Annotated in this window: 20 protein-coding genes; 11 read left to right on the top strand and 9 right to left on the bottom strand. The window is 55.2% G+C overall.

The genetic code is table 11. The features are described from left to right. Positions 1–301: 301 nt before the first annotated feature. The 5 genes from mioC to ravA all read right to left on the bottom strand — a co-directional run bounded on the left by mioC (position 302) and on the right by ravA (position 6766). A complete protein-coding gene (mioC, locus tag AAH450_RS16870) occupies positions 302–745 on the bottom strand; it encodes an FMN-binding protein MioC (RefSeq protein ID WP_342911231.1) in 444 nt (147 codons plus the stop codon). A 258-nt stretch (positions 746–1003) separates the two neighbouring features. After that, on the bottom strand, positions 1004–1465 hold the full coding sequence (asnC, locus tag AAH450_RS16875) for a transcriptional regulator AsnC (RefSeq protein WP_318788954.1): 462 nt from the start codon (positions 1463–1465) through the stop codon (positions 1004–1006). A gap of 117 nt (positions 1466–1582) precedes the next feature. Further along, on the bottom strand, positions 1583–3721 hold the full coding sequence (gene ovoA / locus AAH450_RS16880) for a 5-histidylcysteine sulfoxide synthase (protein ID WP_342911232.1): 2139 nt from the start codon (positions 3719–3721) through the stop codon (positions 1583–1585). A 91-nt stretch (positions 3722–3812) separates the two neighbouring features. Continuing rightward, positions 3813–5273 carry an ATPase RavA stimulator ViaA gene (viaA, locus tag AAH450_RS16885; protein WP_342911233.1) on the bottom strand — a complete coding sequence of 487 codons (1461 nt, stop codon included), beginning with the start codon at positions 5271–5273 and terminating at the stop codon, positions 3813–3815. After that, positions 5270–6766 carry an ATPase RavA gene (ravA, locus tag AAH450_RS16890; RefSeq protein ID WP_342911234.1) on the bottom strand — a complete coding sequence of 499 codons (1497 nt, stop codon included), beginning with the start codon at positions 6764–6766 and terminating at the stop codon, positions 5270–5272. The genes viaA and ravA overlap by 4 nt, the downstream gene beginning before the upstream one ends. Positions 6767–7022: 256 nt before the next feature. Here ravA and kup point away from each other — a divergent pair, with 256 nt between their 5' ends. Then, entirely contained in the window at positions 7023–8891 is a 1869-nt protein-coding gene (kup, locus tag AAH450_RS16895) for a low affinity potassium transporter Kup (RefSeq protein ID WP_342911235.1), read from the top strand. Positions 8892–8930: 39 nt separating this feature from the next. Here kup and qseC read toward each other — a convergent pair whose 3' ends face one another. Beyond that, positions 8931–10277, bottom strand: a complete 1347-nt coding sequence (qseC, locus tag AAH450_RS16900; protein ID WP_342911236.1) for a quorum sensing histidine kinase QseC — start codon at positions 10275–10277, stop codon at positions 8931–8933. Further along, entirely contained in the window at positions 10274–10936 is a 663-nt protein-coding gene (gene qseB, locus AAH450_RS16905; RefSeq protein WP_342911237.1) for a quorum sensing response regulator transcription factor QseB, read from the bottom strand. The genes qseC and qseB overlap by 4 nt, the downstream gene beginning before the upstream one ends. 210 nt (positions 10937–11146) lie before the next feature. Between qseB and AAH450_RS16910 the strand changes: the two genes are divergently transcribed. Further along, positions 11147–11545, top strand: a complete 399-nt coding sequence (locus AAH450_RS16910) for a YgiW/YdeI family stress tolerance OB fold protein (RefSeq protein WP_342911238.1) — start codon at positions 11147–11149, stop codon at positions 11543–11545. On the opposite strand, the gene AAH450_RS16915 is transcribed toward AAH450_RS16910, so the two are convergent. Further along, positions 11535–12458, bottom strand: coding sequence for a LysR family transcriptional regulator (locus AAH450_RS16915; protein WP_342911239.1), 924 nt, complete (start codon positions 12456–12458; stop codon positions 11535–11537). The genes AAH450_RS16910 and AAH450_RS16915 overlap by 11 nt on opposite strands. 104 nt (positions 12459–12562) lie before the next feature. Here AAH450_RS16915 and budA point away from each other — a divergent pair, with 104 nt between their 5' ends. From budA to rbsR, 9 genes are all read left to right on the top strand, one after another. Then, positions 12563–13345: an acetolactate decarboxylase gene (gene budA / locus AAH450_RS16920; RefSeq protein WP_342911240.1), complete on the top strand. Its 783-nt coding sequence runs from the start codon at positions 12563–12565 to the stop codon at positions 13343–13345. A gap of 15 nt (positions 13346–13360) precedes the next feature. After that, positions 13361–15040: an acetolactate synthase AlsS gene (gene alsS / locus AAH450_RS16925; RefSeq protein ID WP_342911266.1), complete on the top strand. Its 1680-nt coding sequence runs from the start codon at positions 13361–13363 to the stop codon at positions 15038–15040. Between the two features lie 20 nt (positions 15041–15060). Further along, positions 15061–15834 carry a (S)-acetoin forming diacetyl reductase gene (locus tag AAH450_RS16930; protein ID WP_342911241.1) on the top strand — a complete coding sequence of 258 codons (774 nt, stop codon included), beginning with the start codon at positions 15061–15063 and terminating at the stop codon, positions 15832–15834. Positions 15835–16025: 191 nt separating this feature from the next. After that, positions 16026–16445 (top strand): D-ribose pyranase, encoded by a 420-nt coding sequence (gene rbsD / locus AAH450_RS16935; RefSeq protein WP_342911242.1) that lies wholly within the window; start codon positions 16026–16028, stop codon positions 16443–16445. Between the two features lie 7 nt (positions 16446–16452). Then, positions 16453–17958, top strand: coding sequence for a ribose ABC transporter ATP-binding protein RbsA (gene rbsA, locus AAH450_RS16940; RefSeq protein ID WP_342911267.1), 1506 nt, complete (start codon positions 16453–16455; stop codon positions 17956–17958). Beyond that, positions 17955–18923, top strand: a complete 969-nt coding sequence (gene rbsC, locus AAH450_RS16945) for a ribose ABC transporter permease (protein WP_318788941.1) — start codon at positions 17955–17957, stop codon at positions 18921–18923. Before rbsA ends, rbsC begins: the two co-directional genes overlap by 4 nt. A 21-nt stretch (positions 18924–18944) precedes the next feature. Further along, positions 18945–19823: a ribose ABC transporter substrate-binding protein RbsB gene (gene rbsB, locus AAH450_RS16950; RefSeq protein WP_342911243.1), complete on the top strand. Its 879-nt coding sequence runs from the start codon at positions 18945–18947 to the stop codon at positions 19821–19823. A gap of 63 nt (positions 19824–19886) precedes the next feature. Next, the gene (rbsK, locus tag AAH450_RS16955) at positions 19887–20816 is read left to right on the top strand and encodes a ribokinase (protein WP_342911244.1); all 930 of its coding nucleotides are present in this window, start codon (positions 19887–19889) and stop codon (positions 20814–20816) included. A gap of 3 nt (positions 20817–20819) precedes the next feature. Next, positions 20820–21821 carry a ribose operon transcriptional repressor RbsR gene (rbsR, locus tag AAH450_RS16960; protein WP_342911245.1) on the top strand — a complete coding sequence of 334 codons (1002 nt, stop codon included), beginning with the start codon at positions 20820–20822 and terminating at the stop codon, positions 21819–21821. On the opposite strand, the gene mdtD is transcribed toward rbsR, so the two are convergent. Beyond that, positions 21818–23221, bottom strand: a complete 1404-nt coding sequence (gene mdtD / locus AAH450_RS16965) for a multidrug transporter subunit MdtD (protein WP_342911246.1) — start codon at positions 23219–23221, stop codon at positions 21818–21820. The genes rbsR and mdtD overlap by 4 nt on opposite strands. Positions 23222–23409 lie beyond the last annotated feature (188 nt).

A 23409-nucleotide genomic window follows, 5' to 3' on the forward strand; every position in this document is an offset into this window, starting at 1 on the left:
ACGATCTCTGTGGATAAGCCTTTTTTCCTGATAACGATCATCAGGTTATTAAGGATCGTATGCTGTGAAAGATCGGTGATCCTGTGGCGTATAAGCTGGGATCTAAATGGCATGTTATGCACAGGCTTAGCCAGGGTACCAAGTTGTTATTGGGATAAACACCGGTTATTACCGGGTATTGAGCATAGTTATCCACAATCGATCGCTAATTTATTGTACAAAAAAGGGCAATATTTACAAAACCTGGGCGCTTTTTTCGACAAAGGCAGCAAAAAGCGGGACGATCTGCCGCCCGCGATCCTCAGTTCAGCAGGTTTTTCCAGCTGGCGATCCAAACCTCAGCTGGATCTTCAGGGATCTCATGCTCAAGGACATCTATTTCGAGACGATCACCTATCCGCTGAGCGCCACAAGAGGCCAGCAGAGCGTCCATTTTCTCAATGGCACCGCAGAAAAGATCGTATTCGCGGTTACCAATTCCCACCGCGCCGTAGCGAACCTGACTCAAATCGGGTTTCTTTTCTTCTATTGCATCAAACAGGGGGAGCAGGTTGTCAGGAAGATCGCCTGCGCCATGGGTGGAAGAGACCACCAGCCAGACCCCTTGCGTGTTTAGCTCATCCAGCTCCGGGCCGTGCAGCATTTCCGTTGAAAAGCCCGCTTCTTCCAGCTTCTCTGCCAGATGTTCAGCCACATATTCTGCGCCGCCTAAGGTGCTGCCACTGATTAAGGTTACGTCCGCCATGATGAAGATCCCTGGATTACAAAGGCGGGTATTGTACGCTGTGATTAAGCAGGGATCTACCTGTGGAAAAGTGAGGGTTTATGTGGGGTACCTGGCTTACTTGCTATTTTCGACTCGGGTAGCGCTCGCGGTCTTTATACACTGAAATATACTGCGGGCGCTGGGTGCTGGCCCAGGCAAAACGCTCTGCGGCGTGAAAAGCACGATCCTCTGAAGGGAAAAACAGCAAAACAGACTGTGGATAATTCTGTGCACAGATCAGGGCTTAATGGTGCGCATGATCGGGTTTTGCAGCGAGATCAGCGTTTCGGTGGACTGGATTTCATCAATGGTCTGGATCTTGTTGATCAACACTTGTTGCAGCGCATCGATAGACCGGCACATGACCTTGATAAAGATGCTGTAGTGGCCGGTGGTGTAATAGGCCTCAACCACTTCATCCAGACTCTCCAGCCGGGCCAGCGCGGAAGGATAATCTTTGGCGCTCTTCAGAATGATGCCAATAAAGCAGCAGACGTCATAACCCAGATGTTTGGGGTCAATCTCCACTCGGGTTCCTTTGATCACCCCGGCCTGTTTCATTTTCTCCACGCGTACGTGGATGGTTCCAGGGCTGACGTTAAATACTTTTGCCAGTTCGGCATAAGCTGTACGGGCGTTCGCCATCAGAGCATTCAGAATGCCCCGATCGAGATTATCTATTTGCAGATTATCTGCCATAAGGGTTCCAGAGTTAGCGAATATGCAGTGTGAGAAGGTTTAATGTGCAGGAAAGGCGGGGAACAGGCAATATCATTGTGGAATAAACAGCGGGCGCTGTTAACGCCCGCTTGCAGTTTAACGTTTACGCCAGATGGTGAGCTGCGCAACGGTGTGCTGATACTTACGTGCGGTTTCGCGGATCACAAAAGGCACATCCTGGGGTGAAGCCATCTCTTCAAAATCATTAGCCAGCAGGCGTTGCAGTGCCTGATAAGTTGTCAGCGCTTCACCGTTCTCACGAATGCCCCCCAGCCAGTTTTCCTTTGGCGTGTACTCTTCAAGCCAGGTATAAGGCGAGGAGAGCATCAGTACGCCACCAGAGCGGATCATCGCCGTTACGTCCCGCAGGAAGCGCTCAGGCTGACGCAGCCGGTCAATGAGATTGGAGGCGATTACCAGGTCGTAACGATCGGGCTGAGGCTTGAGGTTGCAGGCATCCCCCTGGATAAACTGAATGCGGCTGGTCTGCTCCGGCCCCAGACCAAAATCTTTCAGGTGAACCTGACGATACTCCACCAGTTCACCCTCTTCCTGGGTGACGTAGCGGAACGTTTCGCCCGAAGTGAGCTGCAACGCCACATCAATAAAGCGGGCCGAATAATCCATGCCGACGACTTCATCAAAATGGCGGGCAAGTTCGAAGCTGGCGCGACCGGTTGCACAGCCAATATCCAGCGCCCGGCCCCGTTTTTCCGTCATCTGACAGGCGATATCTACCAGCGCTTTGCCATAGTTAGGGGTGCCGAAATAGTCCGGGCCGTACTGAAAGTCCAGATACTGCGAAACCATGCTGTCCGTTTCGTAAGGATTGAGCGCGATTTTTTCCTGGTGAGTGGAAACCACGTAGCGGAAGCCGGCATGTTGAAAGAAGTGACGACGGAAGGCGTAGCGGGCAGATTTCAGCGCTTCATTGCCGGTGGAAATCCAGCTTCCTCCTTTGATTAGTGCATGTTTGCCGTCAAAAGTTGGCGTAGAGAAATCATCGTACAGAGGGTGAACCTTAAAGCCTTCCAGCCCGCTGATGGGCGTGGTAGTCCATTGCCAGACGTTGCCGGTGAGATCAAAGAACTCCCCCTGTGCAAAGCGATCTACCGGACAGGAAGAGGCCCACCATGCCAGATTCAGGTTACCTGACGCTTTAAGAGGCCGATCCTCCGCAACCTGCTCGCGCAGCAGCAGCCATTCAGCTTCGCTGGGAAGCTGAACAGACTTGCCGGTTTCTGCCGCTTTCCAGCGACAAAACGCAGCGGCTTCCAGCTGATTGACTTCTACTGGCCAGTCCCAGGGCATGGCGACTTCTTCAGTCAGCAGGCGCAGCTTCAGATTTTCAGGCGCTTCAGGAGAACCGACCCAGAAAGTGGGCTGTGTGGCCTGGGCAAAATCACGCCAGCCCCGGCCTTCATCATCCCACCAGCGGTTATCCTGGTAACCTCCCGCCAGGATAAATTCAAAGAACTCAGCATTGCTGGTCAGCATTTTGCTGGCTTCAAAGGATTTTACTTCTGTGGTCAGGGTGCCGTACTCGTTATCCCAACCATATGTCTCATCGCTTTTACCTTGCGTCACGCGGGCGCCGGCTACGCTAATAAGCGAATTTTGTGGGACAGTAAAGCGATCGTGACGCGCTGAAGGGCAGGCTGGCCAGTGGGGCTGCGGTTTCACCCATTCAACCGGGAGCTGGCGGATCAGTACGCTGGAGGTCTCCAGATGAATGCGTTCATGCTCAATTCCCATCAGTACAACCCAGGCCGGGCTGTTCCAGTTAATGGGCAGCGTCAGCGGCATCTCTTTTATTAAGGCGCTCACCAGTGAACGTACTTTGCCGCGATAGTCGCGCAGCCGGGCAACAGTGGGCCACTGATACTGGCTGGTATCCAGATCGTCCCAGCTCATCTCGTCCACGCCAATGGCCATCATCGCTTCAATCTGATCATCCACGCGCTGCTCCATCAGCCCGGCAGCCATCAGTTTATTGATATAGAAGGTGGCGGTGTGGCCAAAATAGAAAATCAGCGGATGGCGCAGGGAGATCGCTTTGCTGTAATAAGCCTGTTCATCCGCCAGACAGTCAAACAGGCTCTCGTAGAGAGACCAGGTCTGATTGAAGTATTCGAGGAGTTCCTGACGTTTTTGTTCTGCGCTGCCGCCGCTTAATAATAGTGTTTGGGTGGGTGCGGGTAAGCCTGCTGTAATATCCTGGTTTTGTCCTGACAAGTAATACTCCCAATCTCTCTGGTGGCTGAAGCGTATAAAGCACAGCTGAGACTATAGCAAATAAGCATTGCCGGAGTGTTTCTGCGGGCTTTTAACGCTGCCAGCGACGGAGAAGGCGGCTTTTCAGGCCGGTATCAAAACGCCAGATATGGTTGAAAATGCGCATAATGCCCGGTTTTCCGTGATCGGACAGCGCAACGGCATGAAAACGCTGCTGCTGTTTTAACTGGTGCTGTTTGATTCTTTTTACCAGATCTTCCGGCAGCCGCTGGGCAATAAAGTCGGAAATGATCACCGCATCGGCATCATTCCATACCGGAGTGGCCAGCTTCAGCAATACGGCATCCAGACAGGCGGCAAGATCGGTGCCGCCGCGAAAACGCTGGCTGAGGAAACGAATAGCCTGGGCAATGCCATCGCCCGCCGTAAGCTCATAGCTCACTACCTCATGGGCAAACAGCATAATGTAGCAGCGACGGTTATCGGCCAGCGCAACTTTTAATAACGCCAGACAAAAGGCTTTGGCACAGCGTTCGTTAAAGCCGCCCATCGAACCGGATGTATCCACGCAGACAATAAAGGGGCCGCGAGGCTGTTCATCATGATGCTGGTGGCTGACCGGCCGCATTGTGACCTTGTCGTGCCAGCCTTCTCCCTGGAGGCGATAGGTGAGCAGCCTTTTTTCCACCAGCCGACGATAAAACTCTACTTCCAGCTCACTGATGCCCAGCGTCACCAGCTCGGGCGGCAGCAGGCGCAGGATATCGTCACTTTGATGCAGACCGCTGACCTCTTCAGGTATGGTTTCCGGCTCCCTCACCATCTGGTGGAAAGCTTCCAGCGGCGCCTCTTCGCTGGGAACCGCTTTGGCTTCTTTGCTGCGGCCAAGCTGTTCAGCCAGTTTCTTTAACGCTGGCTGCTGCGCCAGAAATTCACCATATTCCACAATCAGCTGGTAGTCACTCCGCTGCAACGGGCTTTTAGTCAGATCCCACAGGCGACCCGCCGCCGCTTCGTTGTTATCAGAGAGCACGTCAGCCAGCTGGCCACTCATCGCCAGCCGCTGTTGAAGTTCTGCCAGCAGCTTTTCCCGCTCCTGCTCCAGCAGCTGTTGATTCAGGGTCAGGGTTTGCAGCGTCAGGCTGAGCCGCCAGCGTTGCAGAAACAGGGTTTGCTGCGCCGGGCTGAGATTCGTGGGATCGGTATTGGCAAGCAGCTGCGTGGCTTTTTCCGCAAAGGGTGACTGATGCTGACTGAGCCAGGCCAGGAGTTCGGGCAGCTTCTGGCAAAAAGGGGCGTGCGAAAACCCCTGAAACTGCTGAAATAAGGCGAATTCAGCCGCCAGATCTGCCGGAACCGCCGTGGTTCTCATCTGTTCCAGTACGTCATTTTTCCAGCGGGGCAGATCGCGTAAGAGCGCTTTTTTCATGCCGGGGAATTTTTCAAAAAACAGCGCCAGCTGGGGGCTGGCGAGCAGGGCAATCACCAGCTCTTCCAGTAAATCGCCCTCGCTGACCGCCAGCAGCGCGCTCAGCGTATCCAGGGTTATCACCGCCGCGCCTGCTTCAGCTGCTCAGCAACCTGTTGCAGGCTCTCTTCGATGCGCGCCAGCCAGTCGTCACTGATAAACAGGCAGCGCTGGTGCTGACTGAACAGGGTTCGCTGCGCCCGGAGCTGCGTTTCCAGTTCGTCCAGCGCCTGCGCAATCTCCTCCGGCAGACCGCTGGCCTGCTGTTTACCCGGCAGCATCAGTCTGGAAACCTGTAGGCTGATATCGCGCAGGGTCAGGCAGTCATTGCTGTCCACATGGAGATCCAACGTCTGCGCAAAGCCAATGCCGTTCAGCTTGCCACGGATATCGCCGCCTTTTTGCAGCCAGTGATGCAGCGCTTCGCGGGCAATGACCACGTGTGTCACCTGCATATCATGCAGCATCAGCGGCTTTTGCAGCATCAGCGTCAGCGTGTCGTCTGCCAGCGCGGGCGGCAGCTCGTAGTGCGGCTTGCGGCTGAACATGCCGCCATGTTTTTCCAGGCGAATTGCCAGCTCCACGCTTTTTTCCTGCTGCAAAGCGAGACGGCGCGACTCAATCTGTTGCAGTTTGATCAGCATCGGCTGCTGCTGCCAGGCCTGCTGGGTAATCAGATTATCAATCTCCTGATCCAGCAGCTTCATGGAACCGACGTCATGCCACAGGCAATCTTTCAGCAGGATCAGATCCACCGGCGCGATGCTGTTGCGCCCGCTGTAAAACGCGCAGGCCTGAAGCAGATGAATGGCTTTTTTCCAACGGCGGTCAGAGATATAGGGCGCTTCAGGCTGATTCTCTAACTGCTGGCGCAGCAGAAAAATCAGCTCAAAAACCGCATCAGGCAGCGAAACCTGGGAAATGCCTTTCTGCCACTCGCTATACTCTTCATCACTGATACAGAGCGACTCCGCCACCGGGTTGCTGTTCTCATCCTGCTGGTGGGTCAGCATGCTGCGGAAGTTCTGTTTTTCGTGCACGTTGTCCAGCCAGAGGCGGATCAGCATACGGTCATACAGGGCTTCCAGCCCGCTGTCCGCTTCCGGCAGCTCGTTAGAGGCGGTGACCAGCAGGCGCATCGGGATCTTCTCTTCACTGTCTCCGTTGCGGAAACGGCGTTCGTTAATGGCTGTCAGCAGGGTGTTAAGAATGGCCGGGCCAGCTTTCCAGATCTCATCAAGAAAGACAATTTCTGCGTCAGGAAGATACCCTTTGGTCAGACGCTGGTAGCGCCCTTCATCTTTCAGAGCCTGAATAGAGAGAGGGCCAAATACCTCTTCCGGTGTGGAGAAGCGCGTCATCAGGTATTCAAAAGCGCGGGAGTGCTGGAAAGCGTATTTCAGCCTGCGGGCAATCAGACTTTTGGCAATACCCGGCGGGCCAAGCAAAAAGACGCTCTCTCCGCTCAGCGCCGCCAACAGGCAGAGGCGAATCGCATGATGCCGTTCGTAAAGTCCCTTTTCTAATGCGTTGCTGAGGCGGGCGATTCTTTCCGCAAGTAAATGGGGCTGAGGCATAATCAAACATTCATCCTTTTCTACGGTCAGGCCAGCTGTTGACTGGCGAGCGCAAACACTACTGGCTATGATGCTTGAAAGAGTTGATTCGAGTCAGCTTTTTTCTTGTCAAAGAGTGACCCAGGGCAGTGAAGTCATTTTTCTTAACGTAATTAGGATAGGCATTCATCATGATTCATGCATACTGTGCGCGTTTTGATGGCTTGATGAGCAGGGCGCAATACCGCATCACCCGGCTCCAACAAAAGACTGGTCTATGAGTTCTGAGAAAAAGCAGTCCCTGGGTGCCGTGACCTTAGCGGCTATCGGCGTTGTCTATGGTGACATCGGTACAAGTCCACTCTATACCCTTCGCGAATGTCTCTCCGGCCAGTTTGGCTTTGGCGTTGAGCGTGACGCCGTGTTTGGCTTTCTGTCACTGATTTTCTGGCTGCTGGTGCTGGTGGTGTCGCTGAAGTACATCAGTTACGTGATGCGTGCCGATAATGCGGGAGAGGGGGGCATCCTGACGCTGATGTCGCTGGCGGGGCGCAATACCGGGGCAAGAGCCACCGCGGTGCTGGTGATTATGGGCCTGATTGGCGGCAGCTTTTTCTATGGCGAGGTGGTTATCACCCCCGCCGTTTCCGTGCTCTCTGCTATAGAAGGGCTGGAGATTGCCGCGCCCAACCTTGATGCTTATATTGTCCCTATAGCCATAGCGGTACTGACCCTGCTTTTTATCATTCAGAAACAAGGAACCGGGCTGGTGGGGAAACTGTTCGCCCCGGTGATGCTGCTGTGGTTTATCGTGCTGGCGGTGCTGGGCGCGCGCAGTATTATCAACAATCCCGACGTGCTCCATGCGCTCAACCCTTACTGGGCGATGCACTTCTTTATGGAATATAAAGAGGTCTCCTTCTTTGCGCTGGGTGCCGTGGTGCTGGCCATTACCGGTGTGGAAGCGTTGTATGCCGATATGGGCCACTTCGGGAAATTCCCGATTCGCCTGGCGTGGTTTCTGGTGGTGTTGCCGTCGCTGGTGCTGAACTACTTTGGTCAGGGCGCGCTGTTATTAGCCCATCCGGAGGCGATCAAAAACCCCTTCTTCCTGCTGGCGCCTGACTGGGCGCTGATCCCGATGCTGATCCTGGCAACGCTGGCAACGGTGATTGCTTCTCAGGCGGTGATTTCCGGCGTCTTCTCGCTGACTCGTCAGGCGGTGCGCCTGGGTTATCTGCCGCCGATGCGCATTGTGCATACCTCTGAAGAGGAGTCCGGGCAAATCTATATCCCGGTCATCAACTGGCTGCTCTATTTTGCGGTAGTGATTGTGATTGTAGGCTTTGAACACTCCAGTAACCTGGCTGCCGCCTATGGCATTGCGGTCACCGGTACCATGGTACTGACCGCTATACTCTGTACCACGGTAGCGATCAAAAACTGGCACTGGAACCGCTATCTGGTGCTGCTGGTGTTGGTGTTCATGCTGTGCATTGACGTTTCGCTGTTCTCGGCCAACCTGGTGAAAATTTTCTCCGGCGGCTGGCTGCCGCTCTGTCTGGCGCTGGTGATGTTTATCATCATGACCACCTGGAAAAGCGAGCGCTTCCGCCTGTTGCGCCGTATGCATGAGCACGGTAACTCTCTGGAGGCGATGATCGCCTCGCTGGAGAAATCGCCGCCGGTGCGGGTGCCGGGCACCGCCGTTTATATGTCACGGGCACTGAACGTCATCCCCTTTGCCATGCTGCACAATTTAAAGCACAACAAGGTGCTGCATGAGCGGGTGGTCCTGCTGACTCTGCGAACGGAAGATGCGCCTTATGTGCATAATATCCGTCGTGTCACCATTGAGCAGCTTTCTCCCACCTTCTGGCGGGTGGTGGCCAGCTACGGCTGGCGCGAAACGCCCAATGTTGAAGAGATTTTCCACCGCTGCGGGCTGGAAGGCCTGAGTTGCCGGATGATGGAAACTTCCTTCTTTATGTCCCACGAGTCGCTGATTATCGGTAAACGCCCGTGGTATCTGCGCCTGCGCGGCAAGCTGTTCCTGATGCTGCAAAAGAATGCGTTGCGTGCGCCGGATCAGTTTGAAATCCCGCCAAACAGAGTGATCGAACTGGGGACTCAGGTAGAGATTTAGCCTGCGTTGCCGGCAGAGAAAGGGCCTTCTGGCCCTTTTTTATGGCCAGCTGATTTTCACCGCAAATCCCCCTTCTCGGCGGTTGGCAAAGCTGATTTGCATACCGTGGAGGTGAGCGATATTGCTGACAATGGATAGCCCAAGCCCACTCCCGGACTTCTCCTGGCCCGGTGGCCGGTAAAACCTCTCTCCTATGCGCTCAAGGGCATCCTGCGTGACGCCCGGCCCTTTATCCAGTACTTCAAGCGTGTGTGGCGTGAGCGCCAGTTGCACTTCACCGCCGGTCTGACTGTAACGGATGGCGTTATCCAGCAGGTTGCGTACCATCAGCGCCAGCAGCAGAGGCTGCCCCATTTTGATGACCGGAGCCTCAGGCGCCTCCAGGCTGAGCTCAATACCGGCAGCCTGCGCTTTGGCGTAGTGATCCACCACTGCCTGTTGCAACAGCTGTTGCAGGTTAACCGGCTGCTTCTCAAGATCCTGTTCACTCTCAAGTCTGGAAAGCGTCAGCAGCTGATCCACCAGCCGGGTGGCGCGATCGATACCGGCATCAAGATTAGAGAGTGCGTGGTGGCGCATTTGCGGATCGTCATGGGCGAGCTGGGCGACTTCTGTTTGCACCTTGAGCGCTGCCAGCGGGCTGCGAAGCTCATGTGCGGCGTCAGAGGTGAAGCGGCGTTCCCGTGCCAGCATTCTGGCGATGCGCGCAAAAAGCGAGTTCAGTTCATCCACCAGTGGGCGTACCTCCTGCGGCAGTCGACTCTCTGTCAACGGTGTCCGGTCATCAGGTGAGCGGCTGCGCAACTGGCTGGCGATGCGCTTTAAGGGGGCTAACTCGCGGGTGACCAGCCACAGCAGCAGAATAAGCATCACCGGCAGCGCTATAAGCCAGGGCCAGAGGTTAGTCTGCACGATATCTCTGGTCATCTCATCGCGGTACTCCCACTCCTGTCCGACCACCACCACAGAACCATCGGGTGTGGTCAGCCAGACCATTCGCCACAAATCATCGTCATCCTTCAGCTTGCCGTCGGTAAAGCCGTCCCGTTGATAACTGAAAAGAAAGTCTTTGCCGTTGTCGCCATCGTTCATCACCATGCGGCCATCATGAGTAAAGATGGCAAAGGCGAGCGCATCGTCCTCCTGTTCTCCACGATGGTGTTTTATCAGCTTTTTGGTTTCAGGCAGGGTCAGCGGCTCATGGCTGAGCTGTTCCGGGTTAATGGCGGCCAGCCTTTTGGCAAACAGCATCTGCTGGGTATCGAATAATTCGTTGATTTTATGCCGGGTCTGCCACCACGAGCCTACACCGGCGCTGCCCCAGCCGATCAGGATCAGCAGCAGGAAACCCAGCATCAGACGCAGGCGTAAACTTACCCGGCTCAAACCGGTTCTCCCAGCGTATAACCCACTCCGTGGATAGTGCGGATAAACTGGCTACCCAGTTTTTTTCGCAGGTGATGGATATGCACCTCCACGGCGTTACTGGAGACGTCATCATCCCAGCCATAGAGCTTCTCTTCGAGCTGGGCGCGCGTCAGCACCCGACCTTTGTTGATCAGGAACAGCTCCAGCAGCGCCAGCTCGCGGGATTTCAGCAGCAGGGGTTCGCCATCCAGGGTAACAGTATGGGAAGCGCTCTCCATCACCACGGCGCCATGGCTGAGAACGGGTTGCAGCTGGCCGTGGCGACGGCGGATCAGCGCCTGCAAACGGGCGGCGACTTCGCTCAGTGCAAACGGCTTGCAAAGATAATCATCGGCCCCTTGTTGCAGACCAGCAACGCGCTGTTCCAGGGCATCCCTTGCTGTCAGGATTAGCACGGGTTCATCCTGTCCCTGCTGACGCCAGTGACGCAGGATCGCCAGTCCATCGATCCCCGGCAGGCTTAAATCGAGCACCACCGCGTCAAAAGGCGCGCTGCTGAGCGCCGTCATGCCCTCTTTTCCTTCGGTAAACCAGTCGACGCTGAAACCCAGCTTTATCAGCCCGGCTTTGATCCCGTCACCGATTAGCGGATCGTCCTCTATAACTAAAATACGCATGCAAAGTTCCTTATGGGGTTAACGGTTTTATACGAAACCAGCAGGGGCTTTGTACAGCGTCGATCCGGGAAGTTCGGGCTTTTTCGTCAATTTAAACAAATAAAAGCCGTTGTCGGAGCTTCTTAAGATCCTGTTAAGAACCTTTTGTTTTACTGGACCTCAACCAACGCAATAACAACTGTTACTCCTGAAAGGAATAAGGTGAAAACGATGAAAAAGAGCGCTGCTTTATTAGCTATTACTGCCCTGATTTCTATGCCGGTTCTGGCCGCGCAGACCGGTGGATTTGTGGATCCGAATGCGCCTGCTGCCGTGGCGCAGAAAGGCGGTTTCTCTGGCCCCAATGGCACGGTAGCCACGGTGAAACAGGCCCAGGATATGAGTGATGACGCATGGGTCACGATGCGTGGCAACATTGAGAAACGCGTAGGTGATGAGGATTACACCTTCCGTGACGCCACAGGCTCTATGACGGTAGAAATTGATGATAAGCGCTGGGATGGGCAGAGCATCACGCCAGCCGATAAAGTCGAGCTACAGGGCAAGCTTGATAAAGATTTTAACTCGCTTGAACTGGACGTGAAGCAGATCCGTAAAGTTAAGGGCTAGTAGCCTGGCTGGCAGGAGAGGGGGCTTCCTGACTCCTGCCAGATAACATCGCCACCAGATGCAGTACCGCTGGTGAGCGATCCTGCCTGCGCCATGCCAGCGCAATATCGCTGTTCAGCACCGCATCGTCAATCGAATGAAATGTCACCTCAGGGTGATGGATGCACACCAGCGATTCCGGCACGAGGGTAAACCCAAATCCGCTGGCCACCATGCCAATAGCTGAAGCGATTTGCGGAGCCTGCTGCCCGTTACGGGGTTGAAAGCCGGCGCGCAGACAGGCGCTGATAATCATTTCATACAGGCTGGGCGAGACCTCCCGGGGAAACAGCACCAGCGGATCCTTTGCCAGCTGCTTCAGGGAAAGCGTTCCCTCCTGGGCCAGCCTGTGTCCGGGCGGCAGCACCGCCAGCATCTTTTCGCTGGCAATCACCTTCAGATTAAAAGTCTTGCTGCTCTCACAGGGCAAACGGACAAATGCCGCATCCAGTACCCCTTCCTGTAGGTCATGCATCAGCGACGCCATATTCTGCTCACGCGTGTTCATGACCATATCGGGATAACCATCCTGAAACGCCCTTAACAGACGGAAAACCGAAGCGTGAAAAGCGACTGAACTGGCAAAGCCCAGTGAAAGCTGCCCACTGATGCCGCGGGCAATGCCTTTGGCTTTTTCCAGCGCCAGGCCGCTCAGCTCCAGAATCTGGCAGGCGTCGTGATAAAACGCTTCGCCAGCCTCTGTCAGCTCAACGCTGCGGGTAAGCCTTTTCAGCAACGGTAAGCCAATTTCACGCTCAAGACGCAAAATTTGCTGGCTCAGCGGCGGTTGTGAAATACCCAACATTTCCGCTGCCCTGGTAAAGCTGTGCGTACGGGCAACAGCAACAAAATAACGCAGATGGCGAAGTTCCATATTAAAAACGTCTCAAAGTCATGGCTTCCCTATATTGGTATTTACGGCTGAACCGAGTCAACATCCTGTTAATGATTCTTAACCTTTTAGCCACGAGAGAAGCCATGAAACATTCTGTAACCGACTGTTTATGTGAGCAACAGTTGGCGACCACCGTCAGCCTGCTGCAACAAGATAAACCAGAAAGTGTAATCTATCAGACCTCGCTGATGAGCGCCTTGCTCAGTGGCGTGTATGAAGGCAGCATCTCCGTCGCTGACCTGTTGAAAAAAGGGAATTTTGGCCTGGGGACGTTTAACCAGCTGGATGGTGAAATGATCGCCTTCGACAGTAATGTCTACCAGCTCAAATCAGATGGCAGCGCACGTGAAGCCAGCCCGCAGCAGAAAACGCCTTTTGCGGTAATGACCTTTTTCAGACCCCAACATCGTATCCAGCTCAGTGAGCCAGCCAGCCGCGAAGGTATTCATGACCTTATCAATCGCCAGGTGACGTCAGACAATCAGTTCTGCGCGCTGCGTATCGACGGGCGCTTTTCTGCCGCGCAGACCCGCACCGTTCCCTGCCAGCATCGCCCTTACCGCTCCATGCCGGAAGTGTTAGACAAGCAGCCTACTTTTCATTTCAGCCAGCGTGATGGCGTGCTGATTGGCTTCCGTACGCCGCAATACATGCAGGGCATCAACGTTGCAGGCTATCACGAGCACTTCATTACCGATGACCGCCAGGGCGGAGGACATCTGCTTGATTACCAACTGGAGCAGGGCCTGCTGACCTTTGGCGAAATCAGCAAACTGGTGATCGATCTGCCCAAAGACAGCGATTTCTTACAGGCCGATCTGAATCCCGACAATCTGGATTCAGCCATCCGTTCCGTTGAAAGCTAATTATCAGGAGTGATGATGAAAACCCCATCCGACACAACGCTCTGGCAACATGGCGCCGACCTGGTCGTCGCCCAGCTTGAGGCGCAGGGCGTGAAGCAGGTCTTTGGTATTCCCGGTGCCAAAATCGATAAGGTCTTTGATTCGCTGGTGGACTCCTCAATCCAGACCATTCCCGTGCGGCATGAGGCCAACGCGGCGTTTATGGCGGCGGCCGTTGGCCGGCTGACCGGTAATGCCGGAGTAGCGCTGGTCACCTCCGGCCCTGGCTGTTCCAACCTCATCACCGGTATGGCTACCGCCACCAGCGAGGGCGACCCGGTAGTCGCGCTGGGTGGGGCAGTAAAGCGGGCGGACAGCGCCAAACAGGTTCATCAGAGCATGGATACCGTCGCCATGTTCCGCCCGGTCACCAAATATGCGGTGGAGGTAACGGATGCGAACGCTTTGTCTGAAGTGGTCTCCAACGCCTTCCGTCAGGCGGAGCAGGGGCGCGGCGGCGGGGCATTTGTCAGCCTGCCGCAGGATATCGTTGACCAGCCTGCCCGTGGCAACTTGCTGAACAGCAAAGGTCAGGTGCTGCTGGGCGCCGCGCCGGACCAGGCAATTGCAGCGGTAGCGGCTCAAATCGCCAGCGCGAAAAATCCTGTTCTGCTGCTGGGGCTGATGGCCAGCCAGCCAGGGAACAGCGAGGCGCTGCACCGCCTGCTGGATCGCAGCCATATTCCTGTTACCAGTACCTATCAGGCGGCGGGAGCGGTCAGACAGGATCATTTCTCTCGCTTTGCCGGTCGGGTGGGGTTGTTTAACAATCAGGCGGGCGATCGGTTATTACGCCAGGCTGATTTGATCATCACCATCGGCTACAGCCCGGTGGAGTATGAGCCTGCCATGTGGAACAGCGGTACGGCGACGCTGGTGCATATCGATGTACTGCCCGCCGATGCGGATAACTGCTATCTGCCGGATGCAGAGCTGGTGGGGGATATCGCCGCCACGCTGGATAAACTGGCTGCGCGGATCGCCTCTCCCTTACAGCTCAGCGCTCAGGCCGCCGCCATTCTGGCGGATCGGCAGCAGCAGCGTGAACTGCTCTCCCTACAGGGTCAGAACCTGAATCAGTTTGCCCTGCATCCGCTGCGCATCGTGCGGGCAATGCAGGACATCATCAACAGTGACGTGACCCTGACGGTGGACATGGGCAGCTTCCATATCTGGATAGCCCGTTACCTTTACAGCTTCCGCGCACGACAAATCATGATCTCCAACGGACAGCAGACCATGGGCGTGGCCTTGCCGTGGGCGATAGGGGCCTGGCTGGTCGATCCGGGCCGTAAAGTGGTCTCCGTCTCCGGTGATGGCGGTTTCCTGCAATCCAGCATGGAGCTGGAAACCGCCGTCAGGCTGAAGGCCAATATCCTGCACATCATCTGGGTGGATGAGGAATACAACATGGTGGCGATGCAGGAGCAGAAAAAGTACCAGCGTGTCTCTGGCGTGAAATTCGGGCCGGTTGATTTCAAAGCCTATGCCGAGGCGTTTGGCGCGGCAGGCTTTGCCGTGGAGAGCGCGGCAGCGCTGGAACCTACGCTGCGTAAAGCGATGGATGTGCAGGGGCCTGCTGTGGTAGCGGTGCCGGTCGACTATGCCGACAACCCGATGCTGATGGGCCAGCTGCATCTGAGTCAAATTCTTTAATTACCGTTCAGGGAGTAGAGATGAAAACGAAAGTAGCGTTAGTGACCGGCAGCGGTCAGGGAATTGGCAGAGCGATTGCCCTCCGGCTGGCAAAAGATGGTTTCGCCGTTGCCGTGGCAGACTTCAACAGCCAGACGGCACGCCAGGTTGCCGACGAGATTGTCGCGCAGGGAGGGAAAGCGTTAGCCGTTACGGTGGATGTTTCCGACCGCGATCGGGTATTTGCCGCTGTTGAGCAGGCCCGTAAAGAGTTGGGAGGCTTTGACGTCATCGTTAACAATGCCGGAATAGCACCCACCACGCTTATTGAAGAGATCACGCCGGAAATTGTCGATAAAGTTTACGCAATCAACGTAAAAGGGGTGATCTGGGGCATTCAGGCTGCGGTGAAAGCCTTTAAGGCTGAAGGGCATGGCGGCAAGATCATCAATGCCTGTTCTCAGGCGGGGCATGTGGGTAACCCGGAACTGGCGATTTACAGCTCCAGTAAGTTTGCGGTACGTGGGTTAACACAAACCGCTGCGCGCGATCTGGCTCCGGCTGGCATCACCGTGAACGGCTACTGTCCGGGAATCGTGAAAACGCCGATGTGGGAAGAGATCGATCGTCAGATTTCCAGCGCAGCAGGTAAGCCAGCGGGGTATGGCACAGCTGAATTTGCCAAACGCATCACTCTGGGCCGTCTCTCTGAGCCAGAAGATGTCTCCGCCTGTGTCTCCTTCCTGGCTGGCCCCGATTCTGACTATATGACCGGCCAGTCTCTGCTGATTGATGGCGGTATGGTCTTCAATTAATTCCGCTGCACATGGCCGGTTGCTGCCGGCCACTTCTTGCCGATCTCCCGTTTAGCTGTGCCTAAGTCAAACTTCGTCACAGGACAGCGAAACGTTTCGATGGCGATCACAATTTCACACTTTGCTCGTTGTTTTCCCTTCTGCCTCTCATACACTCCCGATCAGCGAAACGTTTCGCTCTGGAGTGAAAGATGAAAAAAGGCACCTTACTGAATTCTGAAATTTCGTCGCTGGTTTCCCGCCTGGGGCATACCGACAGCGTGGTGGTGGGCGATGCTGGTCTGCCGATCCCGGCCGGACCGCAGCGCATCGATCTGGCGCTGACGCAGGGTATCCCGAGCTTTATGCAGGTGGTGAAAACTGTTACGGAAGAGATGCAGGTAGAAAGCGCCATCATCGCGGAAGAGATCAAAACCCATAATCCTCAACTCCACAATGAGCTGTTAGCCCTGCTCGACTTGCTGCAACAACATCAGGGAAACACCCTTTCTATTCAGTACGTCACTCATGAACAGTTCAAACAGCAAACCCAGCGCAGCCAGGCGGTGATCCGCAGCGGGGAGTGTTCTCCCTTCGCGAATATTATCCTTTGTGCTGGCGTGACCTTCTGAGGCCATGATGCAACCTTTACTGCAACTGCAAGGCATTGATAAATCCTTTCCAGGCGTGAAAGCGCTCTCTGGTGCCGCGCTCTCGGTTTTTCCGGGCAGGGTGATGGCGCTGGTGGGTGAAAACGGTGCCGGGAAATCCACCATGATGAAAGTGATGACCGGCATCTATGCACGTGACGCCGGCAGCATTCACTGGCTGGGTAACGAGGTCTCTTTTAACGGGCCTAAAGCGTCGCAGGAAGCGGGAATTGGCATTATCCATCAGGAGCTGAACCTTATCCCGCAGCTCAGTATTGCGGAAAATATCTTCCTGGGCCGTGAGTTTGTGAACGCCATCGGGCGTATCCAGTGGAAGAAGATGCACGCCGAAGCGGAGGTGCTGTTAAAGCGGCTGAATCTGCGCTTCAGCAGCCATACGCTGGTGGGCGATCTCTCAATTGGCGATCAGCAAATGGTCGAAATTGCCAAAGTCCTGAGCTATCAATCCAGAGTGATAGTGATGGATGAACCTACCGATGCGCTGACCGATACCGAAACTGCTTCGCTTTTCCGCGTGATCCGCGAGCTGAAGGCGCAGGGCTGCGGCATTGTTTATATCTCGCATCGTATGAAGGAGATCTTTGAGATCTGCGATGACGTCACCATTTTCCGCGACGGCCAGTTTATCGCTGAGCGTGAAGTTGATTCGCTCAATGAGGATTCGCTGATTGAAATGATGGTAGGGCGCAAGCTGGAAGAGCAGTATCCGCGCCTGGATAAAGCGCCGGGTGAGGTTCGCCTGAAGGTTGAGCACCTTACCGGGCCTGGGGTGAATGACGTGAGCTTCACTTTACGCAAAGGTGAAATCCTCGGCGTAGCCGGACTGATGGGCGCAGGGCGTACCGAATTAATGAAGGTGCTTTATGGCGCGCTGCCGCGGAATAAAGGCCGCATCCAGCTGGATGGCAAAGAGGTGGTCACCCGTTCCCCCGAAGAAGGGCTGCAACACGGCATCGTTTATATCTCTGAAGACCGCAAGCGCGACGGGCTGGTGCTGGGCATGTCGGTAAAAGAGAACATGTCGCTGACGGCGCTGGACTACTTCAGCCATCGCGGCGGTCGGCTGAAGCATGCCGAAGAACAGCTGGCGGTCAGCGACTTTATCAAACTCTTTAACGTCAAAACGCCTTCAATGGAGCAACCCATTGGGCTGCTCTCCGGCGGTAATCAGCAAAAGGTCGCTATCGCCCGTGGGCTGATGACCCGTCCAAAAGTGCTGATTCTGGATGAACCGACCCGCGGCGTGGACGTGGGGGCAAAGAAAGAGATTTATCAGTTAATTAATCAGTTCAAAGAGGAAGGGCTGAGCATCATTCTCGTTTCCTCTGAAATGCCAGAGGTACTGGGCATGAGCGATCGCGTGCTGGTGATGCACGAAGGCCGCCTGAGCGGAGATTTCCCCATCGAACAAGCCACGCAGGAAGTATTAATGGCGGCGGCAGTCGGTAAGCAACTTAGCGTGGAGCAACCATGAGTACCCAAACCCTTCGTGCCAACCGGCCGTTCAGCAAGAGCTGGCTGCTGGAGCAAAAATCCCTGATCGCCCTGATTGTATTGATCGCTATTGTCTCCAGCCTCAGTCCCAACTTCTTTACGCTGAACAACCTGTTCAATATTCTGCAACAGACCTCGGTCAACGCGATCATGGCGGTAGGCATGACGCTGGTGATCCTGACCTCTGGCATTGACCTTTCTGTGGGATCGTTGCTGGCACTGACCGGCGCGGTAGGCGCTTCACTGGTGGGGCTGGAAGTGAATGCGCTGGTGGCCGTGGTGGCTTCGCTGGCGCTTGGCACCGCGATTGGCGCGATTACCGGCACGATAGTCGCGAAAGGCAAAGTACAGGCATTTATCGCCACGCTGGTGATGATGCTGCTGCTGCGCGGCGTAACTATGGTCTACACCAACGGCAGTCCGGTCACTACAGGCTTTAATGACAATGCCGATCTGTTCGGCTGGTTCGGTATTGGCCGCCCGCTGGGTATTCCCGCGCCGGTCTGGATTATGGCACTGGTGTTCCTGGCCGCCTGGTACATGCTGCACCATACCCGACTGGGCCGCTACATCTATGCGCTTGGTGGCAACGAAGCGGCAACCCGCTTATCCGGCATCAGCGTCAGCCGCGTCAAAATTACCGTTTATGCCCTGAGCGGCATGCTGGCTGCGCTGGCTGGCACCATTGAGGTCGCACGACTCTCCTCGGCTCAACCCACGGCGGGAACTGGCTACGAGCTGGATGCCATTGCGGCGGTGGTGCTGGGCGGTACCAGTCTGGCCGGGGGCAAAGGACGTATTATGGGAACGCTGATTGGTGCGCTGATCCTCGGTTTCCTGAATAACGGCCTTAACCTGCTCGGCGTTTCTTCTTACTACCAAATGATCGTTAAAGCGGTGGTGATACTGCTCGCGGTGCTGGTAGATAACAAAAGCAGTAAATAACTCTCCCTACAGGACTTTATAATGAAAATGAAACTGACTGCACTGGCCGTTCTGCTTGGCGTAACCGTAAGCGCTAACGCGCTGGCAAAAGAGACTATCGCGCTGGTGGTTTCCACGCTGAATAATCCTTTCTTCGTCTCGCTGAAGGATGGCGCGCAGAAAGAAGCTGACAAACTGGGCTATGATCTGGTGGTACTGGATTCGCAGAACAACCCGGCGAAAGAGCTGGCTAACGTGCAGGATCTGACCGTCCGTGGCGCTAAGCTGCTGCTGATCAACCCAACCGATTCTGATGCCGTAGGTAATGCCGTCAAAATGGCTAACCAGGCAAATATCCCGGTCATTACTCTTGACCGTATGGCAGCGCAGGGAAAAGTGGTCAGCCACGTCGCCTCTGATAACCGTTTCGGCGGCAAAATGGCCGGTGATTACATTGCCAAGAAAGTTGGCGAAAATGCCAAAATTATTGAGCTTTCCGGCATTGCCGGTACCTCTGCCGCGCGTGAACGTGGCGAAGGCTTCAAAACGGCGGCAGATGCCCATAAATTCCAGATCCTGGCCAGCCAGCCCGCTGATTTTGACCGTACAAAGGGCCTCAACGTGATGCAGAACTTGCTGACGGCGCACCCAGACGTGCAGGCGGTATTTGCCCAGAACGATGAAATGGCATTAGGTGCAATGCGTGCATTGCAAACCGCAGGCAAATCTGATGTTGTGGTAGTCGGCTTTGACGGCACCGCAGATGGTATGAAAGCCGTTGAAGGGGGCAAACTGGCCGCGACCGTGGCACAGCAGCCAGAGCAGATCGGCGTTATCGGCGTGGATACGGCTGATAAAGTGCTGAAGGGCCAGAAAGTTCAGGCGATTAATCCGGTTGACCTGAAGCTGGTCACTAAATAAATCAAAGAAAAGCAGGGCACGCGCCACCTCCATGAGGTGGCGCCTTTTTCTGGACGACACCCTATGAAAAGTACCGACAAGCTGGCCGTCCTTGGCAGCATTAATGCCGATCACATCCTTAATCTGGAAACGTTCCCCCGTCCCGGCGAAACGGTGATCGGTAAGCATTATCAGGTAGCCTTTGGTGGCAAAGGTGCCAATCAGGCCGTGGCAGCCGGACGCAGCGGCGCGAATATCGCCTTTATTGCCTGTGTGGGTGAAGACGATATCGGCCAGCGCATCCGCCAGCAGCTGGCTGAAGACAAAATCGACATAACTTCAGTGGAAGTCATCGCGGGGGAACCAACCGGCGTGGCACTGATTTTTGTGAACGGTGAAGGTGAAAACAGCATCGCCATTCAGGCAGGAGCTAATGCAGCATTAACGCCTGCGCTGGTGGAAAAACATCACCAGATTATTGCTGACGCAGCGGCACTATTAATGCAGCTTGAATCCCCGCTGGAGAGCGTGCTGGCTGCGGCAAAAATTGCCCATCGACACCAGACGAAAGTGATCCTGAATCCCGCCCCGGCAACCCCGCTTTCTGATGAACTGCTGGCGCTGGTGGATATGATCACCCCTAATGAAACCGAAGCCGAGATCCTCACCGGTGTGCATGTTGATTCCGATGATTCAGCAGCGCGCGCGGCGGCGGTTTTGCATAAGAAAGGCATCGACAGCGTGTTAATTACGCTGGGCAGCCGTGGCGTCTGGCTGAGTGAACAGGGCCAGGGCAAGCGAATTCCCGGTTTCAAAGTCGCGGCGGTAGATACCATTGCGGCTGGCGATACTTTTAACGGAGCTTTGATAACGGCCTTGCTGGAACAGCGGCCAATGACAGAGGCCGTGCTTTTTGCTCATGCCGCTGCTGCCATCGCAGTCACCCGGCCTGGGGCGCAGCCTTCCGTGCCCTGGCGTGATGAAACCGATCGTTTCTTACAGCAGCAGGGGTAGCCCGTGGCCACGATGAAGGATGTCGCAAGGCTGGCGGGTGTTTCAACGTCAACCGTGTCTCACGTCATCAATAACAATCGCTTCGTCAGTGAGGCGGTGCGGGAAAGAATCACCTCAGCTATCTCGCAACTTAATTATGCGCCCTCAGCTCTGGCACGCAGCCTGAAGATTAACCAGACCCGCACTATCGGAATGTTGCTGACCGCCAGCAGCAACCCGTTCTATGCAGAAGTGGTACGCGGCGTGGAAAGAAGCTGTTATGAGCGGGGCTACAGTCTGGTGCTCTGCAATACCGACGGCGATGAAAACCGTATGAACCGCAGTCTGGAAACGCTGCTGCAAAAGCGTGTGGATGGTTTGCTGATCATGTGTACCGAAAGTCACATCCCCTCTGCTGAGATCCTTAACCGCTATCCCTCTATTCCCTCTGTGATGATGGACTGGTCCCCCTTTGAGGGCGGCAGCGATATTATTCAGGACAATTCTCTGCTGGGCGGGGAGATGGCTACCCGCTATCTGATCGCGCGTGGTTACACCCGCATTGCCTGTATTGCCGGGCCGCAGGATAAAACGCCCGCGCGTCTGCGGCTTGAAGGCTTTCAGCAGGCGATGGCCCAGGCCGCGCTACCCCTACCGCCAGACTATATTGTGAACGGGGATTTTGAGTTTCAGGGCGGCTATAACGCTATGAACCAGCTGCTGGCGCTCAATCCCTTGCCCGAGGCCGTTTTTACCAGTAACGATGCAATGGCAGTGGGTGTTTACCATGCGCTGTTCCAGGCCGGTCTTTCCGTGCCGCAGGACATTGCGGTTATTGGCTATGACGATATTGAACTGGCCCGCTACATGACGCCGCCGCTGACCACCATCCATCAGCCTAAAGATGAGCTGGGCGAGCTGGCTATCGATACGCTGCTCCATCGTCTGGCAGAGCCGGGCGGCAGTCAGCAGCTGCTGGTGCTGACCCCGGAACTGATTGAACGCGGATCGGTTGCGGAACGCTAAGCTTTTTTCCGGCGTTTCTCACGGTCACTGATCAGATGTCTGCCGTCACCTGGCTTCAGCATCATAAAGACCAGCCCTGAGATCACCGACAACACCCCCATTGTCAGGAAGGTGGCATGGAAGTGCTGAACGGTAGTGCCATCAAAGTTTTCATAGAAGCGGAGCACGGCAGCACTGACCGCCACGCCGAAGCTGATTGCCAGCTGTTGCGTCACCGCCAGCATACTGTTACCGCTGCTGGCGTTGGCATCATTCAGATCGGCCAGCGTAATGGTGTTCATGGCGGTGAACTGGGTCGACATTGCCATACCGAGTATAAAGAGGGGCAGCAGCAGCAGGGTCAGACCCATTGCCGGCGTCTGTAAGGAGAAGCTGGCGATCAGCACGCCGATAATCACACTTATCCATACCAGAGTTTTTCGGTAGCCAAACCAGCGTAGCACCTGGGTTACGGTGGATTTAGCCATTATTGAACCCAGCGCAGTGGGTGCCATCATGCATCCGGCCAGGATAGCGGAATAACCAAACCCGACCTGCAACATCAGCGGCATCAGGAAAGGAATACATCCCGTGCCCAGCCTGGAGGCGATGTTGCCCAAAATCCCCACGGAGAATGTCCGGGTCTTAAACATCGGCAAGGGGATAAGTGGAGTGGGATGTCGCCGGGCATGCACTATATAAAGAAGAAGTAACAGAATGCCGCCTGAGGTCACCGCCAGCGCAATGCTGGAAGCCACAATCTTCTCGCCAAACAGCTCTATCCCGCTCGACAATAAAACCAATCCTGTGCCAAAGAGCAGAAAGCCCAGCAAATCGAACCGTCGGCGCGGCGTGGTAAAGTCCGGCATATACTTGCGTGCGTAAATAACCCCGGCGACGCCCACTGGAATGTTAATCAGGAAGATCCAGTGCCAGGTGGCGTAGGTAACCAACACGCCACCCAGCAGAGGCCCCAATACCGGACCAATCAGTCCCGGCATGGTGACAAAGTTCAGCACGGGAAGTAGTTCACTTCTGGGATAGGCCCGCAGCAAGGCCAGGCGTGCAACCGGCATCATCATCGCACCGCCTACGCCTTGCAGTACCCTGAACAGTACTAAGGTGGTCAAAGAACCTGAGAGGGCACAGGCCAGCGACCCCAGCGTAAAAAGCGAAACGGCGACAATAAAAACTTTGCGGGTACCAAAACGATCGGCCAGCCAGCCGCTAACGGGAATAAGCAGGGCTACGGTTAAGGTATAGCTAATGACTGCGGACTGCATTGCCAGGGGAGAACGGTTGAGGCTTTGAGCTATAGCGGGAAGGGCGGTATTCAATATTGTGGCATCCAGCGCCTGCATAAAAAAGGCCATGGCGGCAATCCAGGGCAGCCCGGCCATACTTCGCGCGGATTTAATCATTTAGCGTCCTTATCTCTGTTCGTTTAAGGCGGGCGTTACGGGCAATGTTTAAAGAATAGCATTTGTCAGCCGCGTTTCGTCAGGGTTAAAAGGGTTTCAGCCTGATAATATGCTGTATAAACAGGCGCAAAAAGCCTGATTTTTCGCCTTTTGGCGAAAAAAGAAACGGTCAGAATTTTTCTTTACAG

Origin of the sequence: Erwinia magellanica (genome assembly GCF_039023495.1) — a bacterium.
Taxonomy (GTDB): domain Bacteria; phylum Pseudomonadota; class Gammaproteobacteria; order Enterobacterales; family Enterobacteriaceae; genus Erwinia.